11 protein-coding genes are annotated in these 10,200 nt (G+C 67.5%); 8 read left to right on the forward strand and 3 right to left on the reverse strand.

Annotated elements, in window-relative coordinates:
* Positions 1–336: 336 nt before the first annotated feature.
* The 8 genes from G6O54_RS35770 (at position 337) to G6O54_RS35805 (ending at position 5,986) form a co-directional block, all read left to right on the forward strand.
* Positions 337–627, forward strand: coding sequence for a hypothetical protein (locus G6O54_RS35770; RefSeq protein WP_165235437.1), 291 nt, complete (start codon positions 337–339; stop codon positions 625–627).
* Between the two features lie 64 nt (positions 628–691).
* On the forward strand, positions 692–1,000 hold the full coding sequence (locus G6O54_RS35775; protein ID WP_165235440.1) for a carbon storage regulator: 309 nt from the start codon (positions 692–694) through the stop codon (positions 998–1,000).
* A 21-nt stretch (positions 1,001–1,021) separates the two neighbouring features.
* Positions 1,022–1,411, forward strand: coding sequence for a VOC family protein (locus G6O54_RS35780; protein WP_165235443.1), 390 nt, complete (start codon positions 1,022–1,024; stop codon positions 1,409–1,411).
* A gap of 168 nt (positions 1,412–1,579) precedes the next feature.
* A complete protein-coding gene (locus tag G6O54_RS35785) occupies positions 1,580–2,560 on the forward strand; it encodes an alpha/beta hydrolase (protein ID WP_165235446.1) in 981 nt (326 codons plus the stop codon).
* A 100-nt stretch (positions 2,561–2,660) separates the two neighbouring features.
* A complete protein-coding gene (locus tag G6O54_RS35790; protein ID WP_205679156.1) occupies positions 2,661–3,830 on the forward strand; it encodes a beta-keto acid cleavage family enzyme in 1,170 nt (389 codons plus the stop codon).
* Between the two features lie 45 nt (positions 3,831–3,875).
* Entirely contained in the window at positions 3,876–4,526 is a 651-nt protein-coding gene (locus G6O54_RS35795) for a hypothetical protein (protein WP_165235449.1), read from the forward strand.
* Between the two features lie 21 nt (positions 4,527–4,547).
* On the forward strand, positions 4,548–5,273 hold the full coding sequence (locus G6O54_RS35800) for a carboxymuconolactone decarboxylase family protein (protein ID WP_165235451.1): 726 nt from the start codon (positions 4,548–4,550) through the stop codon (positions 5,271–5,273).
* Positions 5,274–5,569: 296 nt separating this feature from the next.
* A complete protein-coding gene (locus G6O54_RS35805; RefSeq protein ID WP_165235454.1) occupies positions 5,570–5,986 on the forward strand; it encodes a globin in 417 nt (138 codons plus the stop codon).
* A 65-nt stretch (positions 5,987–6,051) separates the two neighbouring features.
* Here G6O54_RS35805 and G6O54_RS35810 read toward each other — a convergent pair whose 3' ends face one another.
* From G6O54_RS35810 to G6O54_RS35820, 3 genes are read right to left on the reverse strand one after another with little or no spacing between them, the layout of a single operon-like run.
* A complete protein-coding gene (locus tag G6O54_RS35810; RefSeq protein ID WP_165235457.1) occupies positions 6,052–7,074 on the reverse strand; it encodes a hypothetical protein in 1,023 nt (340 codons plus the stop codon).
* A gap of 22 nt (positions 7,075–7,096) precedes the next feature.
* The gene (locus tag G6O54_RS35815; RefSeq protein ID WP_165235460.1) at positions 7,097–8,881 is read right to left on the reverse strand and encodes a lipopolysaccharide kinase InaA family protein; all 1,785 of its coding nucleotides are present in this window, start codon (positions 8,879–8,881) and stop codon (positions 7,097–7,099) included.
* Between the two features lie 29 nt (positions 8,882–8,910).
* The gene (locus G6O54_RS35820; RefSeq protein WP_165235463.1) at positions 8,911–10,059 is read right to left on the reverse strand and encodes a glycosyltransferase family 4 protein; all 1,149 of its coding nucleotides are present in this window, start codon (positions 10,057–10,059) and stop codon (positions 8,911–8,913) included.
* Between the last annotated feature and the right edge of the window lie 141 nt (positions 10,060–10,200).

Here is a 10,200-nt window from a genome sequence, read left to right on the forward strand (position 1 = left end):
GAGCCTCGCCCTCCCGGGCTGGGAGCGGCTCTTCTCCGGAAGGGAGGGCGAGGCTCCGGCCGAGCCAGGCGCAGGCTGGCGATCGCTGCGGGGCCTGGTTCCCAACGGCATCGCGGGCCGCGTCAGGCGCAACAGAAACCGTCACGTCCGCATCCCGGGTGTGGGGCAGTCAATACCAACCTTTCATCGCGCCACAGCCACCCTTGCAGCTCGACCATCCCTGTCGGGTCCGGCGAGAAGTCTCCGAAAAATCTTCAGGAATTTTCGACAGGCCGGACCTCAGACGGCGGATTGATGGGCGAGACCGGCGGACGAGACTCGAGGCAGGAGGGGACCATGCGGGACGATCCCGGGCGCATCCAGGACGTCTTCTGGGCGACTCTCCAGCTTTCGGACCCGGCGGACCGCGCCCGCTTCCTTGAGCGAGCGTGCCTGGGCGACGGTGAGTTGCATCACCGCGTCGAGGCCCTGCTGGAGGCCCACGACGCCGTCGGGGGCCCGCTCAGCACGCCGATCGTCGGCCCGTGGATTCTGGACCTGCTCCGCGATGAGTTCCGTGTCCGAGGCCCGAGGTCGAGGGAACGGGATGAGGGAGGCCGGAGCCAGGATCGCGACGGGTCCGTCTGAGCCCGCCACGGTCCGGTCGTCAGGAATGGAGCTGCCGCACAACCGAGGGACCAGGAGGCCCACCATGCTCGTGCTGACTCGGAAGGTCGGGGAGAAGATCGTGATCGCAGTCGGCGGGGACGTCGTCGTGACCCTCCTCATGACCGAGAAGCGGCAGGCCCGCCTCGGCATCGAGGCACCTCGTGACGTGACGATTCTCCGGGGGGAGCTGACCGAGGCCTTCGGCCGCCCCGAGGTCCTTCCCCCGGCGGTCGACCCGAGCCAGGGCGTCGAGGCCCACTCGGAACTCGGCGCCGATGCGAAGTCTGCGGGAGCTGCGGCGGGCCGATCCAGGATCGGGACATGCGCACGACGATCGGGGGGACGGCGATGACACGACCCCCAGGAGAACACAATGCCTGATGCCGTGACTCATTTCGAGATCTACGCCGACGAGCCCACTCGCCTGGTGGAGTTCTACGGGGCACTGTTCGGCTGGCAGATCGAGCAGTTGCCGGGGATCGAGTACTGGCGGGTGCAGACCGGTGGGGACGGGGCAGAAGCCGTGGGCGGCGGCCTGCTCCGCCGGCCGATCCCGGGGCCGCAGAGCTGGGTCCACTACGTCCACGTGGCGTCGGTCGAGGCCGCCGTCTCCGAGATCCAGCGGCTCGGCGGATCGGTCATCCGTCCCCGTGCGGCCGTTGCGAAGGTCGCCTGGTACGCGGTCGTGGCGGACCCGGAAGGCAACATCTTCGCCGTATGGCAGGCCGATCCGACCGCATTCCCGACCCCCGAACCGGACTGACCAGGGAAGCCTCGTCGCCGTCAAGGGAGCGGGAATCACCGACACGAAAGGCGCGCTGGCGTCCGTATCCATGCCCAGGTTCGCTCCGCCGTTAGGCTCGACTTCGGGGCGTCGCAGGGCGAAGGGCACGGCCGCGAGGGTGCCCCTCACCAATCTGGAGTACCGACCATGAACGCACAAGCCGAACAGACACCGTACGTCCACGTCCCGGTGACGGTCTCTCCCGAGGCGCAGGCATTCCTGGCGACGCTGAGAGACCCGCACCTCATCCCCAGGTTCCCGGAGCCGACGGACATCGCCGGGTGGGAGAAGTTGCAGGAAGCGGCCGAGGCGGAGGGCGTCGCCAGGTCCGAAGTCCTGCTCCGGGGCATCCCGCATACGGTCACGCCGGGAAGGCTCGGCGAGATTCCGGTCCTGGACGTACGCCCTAAGGACTGGACGGAGGACGGCAAGGTCCTCGTCTACACTCACGGTGGCGCTCACACCATGTATAGCGCGAGGTCCACCCTCGGGCGGGCGGCCATCGCCGCCCACTCGACCGGCCTGCGCGTCGTCTCGGTGGATTACACGCTGGCACCGCGTGCGAGATTCGACCGGATCTCCGACGAGGTCGTCGCGGCGATCCAGGCGCTGGTGGAGCAGGGCATCAGGCTCGAGAACATGGCGATCTACGGCGACTCGTCCGGAGGCGGGCTGGCTGCCGCGGTGATCCTGAAGATGCGCGACAGGACGATGGGGATGCCGAAGGCGGCCGTGCTCGTCTCGCCGTGGCTCGACGTCACCAGCAGCGGCGACACGGAGACCACACTCCACGACGCCGACCCGAACCAACTGTACGAGAGGCACACGAGGTTCGCCGCCGCCGCGTATGCCGATGTCGAGGACCAGAAGCATCCGTACGTCTCGCCCGTCTACGGAGATTTCTCCGCGGGATTCCCGCCGACGCTGATTCAGGGAGGACTCAAGGAGACCAACCTGAGCGGCTTCGTCCGGATGTACCAGGGCCTCGAGGCCGCCGGGGTGCCCGTGAAGCTGGATCTCTACGAAGGGATGATCCACAACTTCCAGGACCGAATCCCCGACGCCCCGGAGTCCATCCTGGCGCGAAGGAAGATGCGGGACTTCCTGCGTCTCCACCTGAAACCGTGAAGTCCACGTGATGTGATGCCGCCCCGCAGCGATCACGGCACGGCGGACATCCTGTCTGACGTCCGATCCGATCCAGTAACCCAGAACAATGGAGCCCGCGATGTATTACACCGACAACTCGATCCTCCCCGAATACATGGAACCGCTGATCATCACGGCGGCCCCGTACGGGCCGGCCTGGCTTCCGGGCGACGCCTCGGACATCGCCGTCAGTTGGGACGAGCAAGTCCAGGCGGCGGTGGACTGCTACAAGGCCGGCGCCACCATGCTCCACCTCCACGTCCGCAACCCGGTCACCGGCCTGGGCTCGACCAATTTCGACGAGTACAACTACCTGCTGAAGCGGATCAAGGAAGCCGTCCCGGAGATGATCATCCAGGTCGGCGGGTCGATCTCGTTCGCGCCACACACCGCCGAGGCCAAGGCGAAGTGGCTCGACTACGACACCCGCCACATGCTCACCGAGCTCGACCCGAAGCCGGAATTCGTGACGGTGACGACCGGCTCCACGCTCTGGGACATCGCGTCGATGTTCAGCCCGGAGGACATCAAGGGGACGCACATGGACGACCCCAAGGTGCTCGCGGCCTGGTCCGGGATGGTCGTGGACTCAACCCCCGCCTTCTACGTCGAGCACCTGAAGCGGCTCCGCAAGAACGGCATCCTGCCGTACTTCGTCCCCGGCCATGTCCACCAGTGGGAGATCGTTGAGCGGTTGATCCGAGGCGGGGTGTACATGGGGCCGCTGAACATGGCGCTGTGTGCCTACGGCGGCGGCACGCTCGGCAGGAACCCGTTCGACATGATGTATTTCCTGCAGCGGGTGCCGCAGGGCTCGATCAACACGTTCTGGTCCAGCATGCGCGGGCTGATCACCTACTCCGCGATGGCGATCGTCCTCGGGCAGCACGTCCGCGTCGGCAACGAGGACAATCTCTGGGGCGCGGACCGCAAGCGCAAGACGACCGTCGAGCAGATCGAAGGGGCCGTCCGCCTCTGCAAGGAGTTCGGCCGCAAGGTGGCGACCGCCGAGGAGGCCCGGAAGCTCTGCAAGGTCGGCACCTGGTACAAGAGCGTCGAGGAGACGTTGCAGAACAACGGCATGCCCCCCAACCCCACCGACTTCCATCCCGGATTCCTCACCTGGCCGACCGACGGTAAGATCCCGCAGCCGGTGATCGGCGGCGATTCGCACCCGATCGCCGCGTGCCTGAACGCCCCCGCCCCGGTGCGTGAGGCGCAGGCGAAGCTCATGGCCGGGAAGAAGTGACGGAGGCGCGGTGGCGGCTCCGCCCCACGCCGGGGCGGAGCCGCCATGGATCCCGCGCGAAGAGGCAACAAGGCCGCGCAGCCGGAAGCGGCGTCACGGGACGAACGATCTTCGTGCCGGCCGCTCGAACGGACGGGCGCATCGGGAAAGATCACTGCGATGAAAGAACCGAAGACCGACGCGAAAGCCAGGTTGCTCGAAGAAGCGAAGACGATGCTGTTCCTCTTCGCCTATCTCTCGCTATGGCTGGGTACATTCTCGATGTACCGCCGATTGATACTGGCCGAGTATGGGATCGGCTACTTTCAATACGGATACAGCTTCATCGAGGCCTTGGTGCTCTCCAAGGTGATCGTGCTTGGCCGCATCCTCGGGCTCGGGGAGCGATTCCGCGACCGGCCGCTGATCGTGCCGACGCTGTACAAGACCATGTGGTTCAGCCTTCTCCTGCTCACGTTTTCCATCGCCGAACATCTGATCGGCGGCTGGTTCCACGGCAAGACAACCCGAATCATCGTTGCTGAGGTGCTCGGCGAGGGCTTGCCCGAAATCCTCGCGCGGACGCTCGTGCATGTGCTCGCCCTGATGCCGATCCTGGCCGTCTGGGAGATCGGCCGCGTACTGGGCGAGGGAAGACTATTCGAGCTGTTCTTCAAACGCCGATCCGAGGCCAGGACCACCGCCCGTTCACAGTAAGCTCCAGGAAGGGAGAAGACGATGTCTCCGAGAAGTCAATCCAACGGTACAGGCCCGTGGGACGAAGGGGCGCTCGCCAGGCTGAAGGAATGGGACCCGGCCTGGGCCGAGCAAGGCCTCGCCATGTCCGCAAACCCGTGGACCAGCGGGGTTTTGCCCGGAAAGACGGTCGAACTGGTTGCCCTGGCGTGGTGTTCCGCCTGCACGAACCTCAACGCCGAGGGAACGCGGAGACACATCCGCGGGGCACTTGACGCCGGAGCATCCCGCGACGAGGTCCTGATGGTCCTCAAGATGGCGTCGATGCTCTCGATCCACACCTGCAGCCTGGCCGCTCCGATCCTCCTGGAAGAGGCCAGGGCGGCCGGGCTTCAGCCCACGCCCAAGGGAGCCGTGGCGACACCGGTCTGCGACCGGATGAAAGCCGCGGGGGAGTGGAACACGGCCTGGGATCCGTTCTTCGACCTGGACCCGTCGTGGACGGAGGCATTCATCGCCGCGGGGGCCCCGGTCTACATCGGCCATGTCCTGTCGCCGAAGCTGGCGGAGCTGCTGAGCCTCGCCTTCGACGCGTCGATCACCCACATGTACAGCCCGGGCACTCGCCGGCACATCGCGGCGGCCCTCAAGCAAGGGGCGACGGTGGAAGAGGTCATGGAGGTGCTCAAGATCTGCGTCGCCTTGGGGGTGCAGGCCTGCAACCTGGGCGTGCCAATCCTGGCCGAGGAACTCGCCGCCGATCGGTGACCATGGCCACGACCCGGACCGCCGGCGGACACGTCGATGGACGTCGCTCGCTGCGGTCAGCACGCTCGATTCGGCCAGCCTTCGGTCCTCGATCGGACACGCGAAACGCCCAAGAGGCGCGCGTCCCGTGAGGACGTGACGGGCCGACCTCGGGCCGACAAGACGTCGCAGCTCTCGGGCTCCCTGCCAGGGGCCATCGATCAATCGGGCTGGTGTTGTTCTGTGTCCGGTTGCCTAGGTCGCCCATGCCCGGAAAGAGTAGGCATGGCCGACGCGACCAGAGCGAAAGGGGAGTCATGGACCCTGCCAAGGTGCAACTCGTCCAGCAGAGCTTCGGTCGGTGCCTCGTGAACCAGGCCCACGGTCAGAGTTTCCTCGACGCGTTCTACGCCGAGTTCCTCGCGAGCGACCCGCGGATCAAACGTCTCTTCTCCTCGACGGACCTGGAGAAGCAGAAGGATCTCCTCAAACGGGGACTGACCATGCTGATCATGTACGCCGGCGGGGTGGGCCTGGCGAAGGCCGCCATCGAGCAGCTCGCGGTGAAACACGGACGCAATCAATTGAACATCGATCCCACGCTGTATCGCCTGTGGTTGAAGAGCCTGAGCACCTGCGTCAGGAAGTACGACAGGAAATACGACGACGCCCTCGGGGACCTGTGGAACGAGGTCCTCGAGTCGGGGATCTCGGCGATGAAGCAGGCCTACTGACCGCGCCCCTGAGGCGCAGGCGGCGCGAGGCCGTGGAGGCCGGAAGGTGGCCCCGGCGGTTCGGATCAGAACCCGAGCCACGAGCCGAGACGTTTGAAGAAACCCTGGCGGACGGGTCCCGTGACCCTGACGGTCGGGGGCTCGAGCGAGCGATCCTGCATTCGAACGGTCCGGTCCTTCCCGGACGATGCGGGGGCGGCCTCGGATCCACGGGCGACGGCCCGGGCCTGGACGGACTCGATATGGGCGATCAGGGACCTGCCGGTCGTGCCCCGCGCGGCCAGCGTCGACGCGAACGAGGGCCTGCGTCCGCCGCCACGGGCGGCATTCAGGTAGTCCAGGAGGATCGTCCGGTCGGAGGCTTCGCCATCGAGCATCAGGTGGACCCACGCCCACGCCTCCCGATAGTCGCGAGGGGTCATCTCGTGGATGTCCGAAAGGCCCTCGAGTCGGGCCAGGTCGGGGACCCATCCCGATCGAAGGTCGCCGGGGAGCTTCCGCAGGTGCTCGTCCCGCCCGTCCGGATCCGGCCTCGCCTCGAAGTACTCGGCCAACCCCTCGTCGAGCCAGAGGGGCAGGTCGCCGTAATAGCCGCGCGCGAGGGCATGCGTCGACTCGTGTCGGAGGTCCTCCTCGAGCCGGTCGCTGAGGTACGTGTAGACGACGCGACGATCGCCCTGCGACAGGAAGAACGCGCGCCGGGGGGGGAGCTCGGGGTAGTAGAACTTGAGGAAGTGGGCGTAGGCGGCCCGATCGTCGAGCACGTAGATCTCGACGGGATCCTGGTCGGGCCGATTCTGATAGCCGAGGCACTCCGTGAGGTCCGTCTCCAGGGCGTGGAGGCAGCGCACCGCGGGCGAGTCGGCGGGGATCGGGGAATTGGAGAAGAGCAGGAATGGCCCGGTGCGCACCTGATACCGGGTGGGGACGAGGGCGTTCCCCCGGCCGCCCGTCGTCGCGCATCCGAACGGGCCGGTCGCCATCGCCAGGACCAGGCAAGCTCCCAGGAGCCGGATGATCGGCCGGGCCGAGTCCCGCGATCGAGCCGGCTCGGCGCGCCGGTCGGTGATGGGGCGATTCCTGCTCACGCTCTGGCCCTCGATGCTGGGTTCAGGACAGCGGTCGCCCGCGTCGTTGGTTACGCTCCTGCTTGGCCGCGATGGCCCGCTGGACGTCGCGCCAGAGGGACTTCCAGTCGGAATGGGGGGACAGGCCCCAGGGGAGGTAGGACCGCAGGAACCGGAGCGTCTCCGTGCGGGTCCGCCCCGGGGCGTTCGCCAGGCTGAGGCTGAGGCGCGCCAGGTTCTGGACGCGCCGGCCCCGCGGGACCGGGTTCATGAGGCGGACGCCGACCAGGTCGATCAGGCTGAGCAGGTCTCCGGACCCCGCCTCGTCGGGCCTGATCAGGATGTTCGAGGCCTTCAGGTCGCGATGCGAGAGCGATCGCTCGTGGAGATCGCGGATGAGCCGTGCCAGCGCGTCGTTGAGCCGGCGGACCTGCCGCCCGCGAGCCTCGGGCGGGAGGGACGGCAGCACCGTCCGGATGTACTGAGAGAGGGGCTGCGCCGAAGGCTCCTTGAGCGTGGCGAGGTAGGTCTCGTGCGGCAGGAACCACGAGAACGGGTGGCTGCGGAAGTCTCGCTTGCGGGACAGGAAGAGGAGGTTGGTCGGCGTCGGGATGCCCCGGCTGGAGAGGTCCTGGCCGGCCTGCCAGGATCGCCAGGCGCGAGACGGGCGGAACAGGTTGAGCCAGGGGTCGATCCACTTCTTGCGGTTGAATCGCTTGTAGACGACGCGCCTGGGCTCGCCTTCGACCAGGAGGGTGGCCTCGGCCACGGTGGTCGTCCGGGAATTCTTGAGGATCGTCGTCTGTTCGTCGCGGAACGGGGCGTCGGGGTCGGCCAGGAGGGATTGCACCGAGGCGGCGTCGACCTCGCGTGCCGCGACGGCCCAGGTCCGATCGCCGCGGAAGACGCGGAAGTACTTGTTGGTCGATCGGCAGCGGCGGCCCCAGCGCCTCCAGAGCCGTTCCGCCCAGGCGCGGGTCAGCTCCTCGATGCCCCGGGCGAACGCGCGAGGCTCCGGGGCGTCGCCCTCGCGGGCCGCGAGATACGCCCTGACGAACCGATGCCGATCCACGCGGCTGCTGCGGAGCCAGAAATAGTGGTCCAGGAGCGCGAGGTTCTGCTGCGACTGCTTCCAGCTCAGCCCGTGAGAATGGCGGAGGGCGTCCAGGTCGATCATGCTCAGCTCCACGCGGTCCCCCGCCTGGAGCCTGATCAGGACGTTGCCCGGGTGGAAGTCGATGTGAGTGATGCCGTGGTTGTGGAGCCTCGCGGTGAGGATCGCGAGCTCCCGGGCGATCTGCTGGCGGACCCGCGACCGCGACGGCTCGGGGAGCTCGTGCAGCCGGAACTCCAGGAACTCGTCGAGGGCGACCGCCCCGGCGATCTCCCAGGTGACCAGGTAATTCTCGAGCAGGAACTTCCGCTTCCTCCGCTCGCCCAGGGCGATCGGGAAGATCGTCGCCACGCCGATCGACTGGAGGAGCTCGGATCGCTTCCCCTCGTTGCGGCCCTTGCCGCGGCGGAACCACTGGCGGAGCATCGCCCGGTAGTCCGGCACGAGGTAGTGCTTGATGAAGATGGCCCCCTCCGGGAGGTCGGCCCGGTAGACGATCCGATGGGGGCCCGACTTCACGACCGAGAGGCGGCCCTCCGCGCGCCATTGCTCGAGCCGGAGGCCCTCCGGCCCGAGCAGCGCGTCCCGCCAGGGTCCGCGAAACCACCAGCCGACTCCTCCGGATTCCGCCCAGGCCCACTCCGGGGGCTTGAACATTCGCCGGTGAGGGGGCCGGGCTGGGGCGGTCGACCTGTCTCGTTGCAGGGTTGTCATGAGGTTTCCTGACAGTCCGCTCCGCTGGCTCAATCGCAGCTTCGTTCGACGCCCTGGAACCGCTCCCCGGATCGCGAGCCGGCTCGCACCCTCCGCGGTCCCAGCGAGATCGGCTCGGGGATGGCCGCGGTGCCGCGGTGGAAGTCGGCTCGCCCCGGCACGCTCTCGAGATCGTCCCGGCCGGCTAGCGCGCCGAGGAAGGCGTCGGACCATGCCGAGACCGAGTATTCCGACTCCACCCGCTCCCGCGCCACTCGTCCCATCCGCCGGCGCAGCTCGGGATCCGCGCCCAGCGTCCGGATGGCCCGTGTCCACTCCTCGGCCGTCTCGGCCAGGTAACCGTTCACCCCGTCCTCGACCACTTCGGGGTGCATACCCACCGGGTTCGCCACCACCGGGAGGCCGGCCGCCTGGTACTGGAGGACCTTGAGGGCGCACTTGCCCCGGCTCCAGGGATCGTCGGGGATCCAGCTCACGCCGATCTGGGCGGACGCCAGGTCACGCGCTTCCCAGTCGCGCGACCAGGGGATGGGGACGATCGGGAGATTGGCGAGACGGGGAAAGGAGTCGCAGATGACGCGAAGCCGGAGGCCGGGAATCTCTCGACCCAGGTGATTCCAGAGCGACTCCTGGGCTTGCAGGCCCTGAAGGGTGCTCGACGAACCGATCCAGACGAGGTCGACGTGCCCCGGATTGGCATCCGGGCTGAGATAGGCCGGGTTTGGGTAGTCTTCCGGCGTGATGCACGTCGGGATCGTCCGGACCCGATGGGCCGGGGCACCGCAACGGAGCGCACAGTCCGCCAGGAAGTCATTCCCCGCGATCAGGGAGTCGGCCGCCGCCGCAATGGCCCGGAATCTCGCCGTTCGGCGGCGGGAATGAGGCCCGCGACGATCGTACGAATCGCGGTAGAGGACGGCGTCGTCGAAGTCGAAGACGAGCCATCGGGCGTGCCCGCGGAGGACGCGAAGCTGCCATGCCGGCAGCAACTTGCGTTGCAGGATGACCGCATCGAAATCGCGGGCTTCCGAGAACTGGCGGAGCCTGCCGGTGAGCCCGGAGGGGACAGCCCGGTACTCGACATCCCAGCCCGCTCGTGAAAGGGCCCCCGAGAAGGCGCGAATTCGATACCGGCAGCAGACATGCTCCGGCGAATCCACCAGGGCGAGTAGTCGCATCCCGTCCTCCGTGACGGCCGGACAACACAGTTCAAGAGCTCATTGACGCGCAGAATCCGGCGGCGCTCCTAGGCAGCCGGACCGGATCATAGCCTTGAAGGCTGGAAAAGCCAAGGTAGATCGAGACGAACATTTCGGCGC

It is taken from the genome of Aquisphaera insulae (assembly GCF_011064615.1).
GTDB classification, from domain to species: Bacteria; Planctomycetota; Planctomycetia; order Isosphaerales; family Isosphaeraceae; genus Aquisphaera; species Aquisphaera insulae.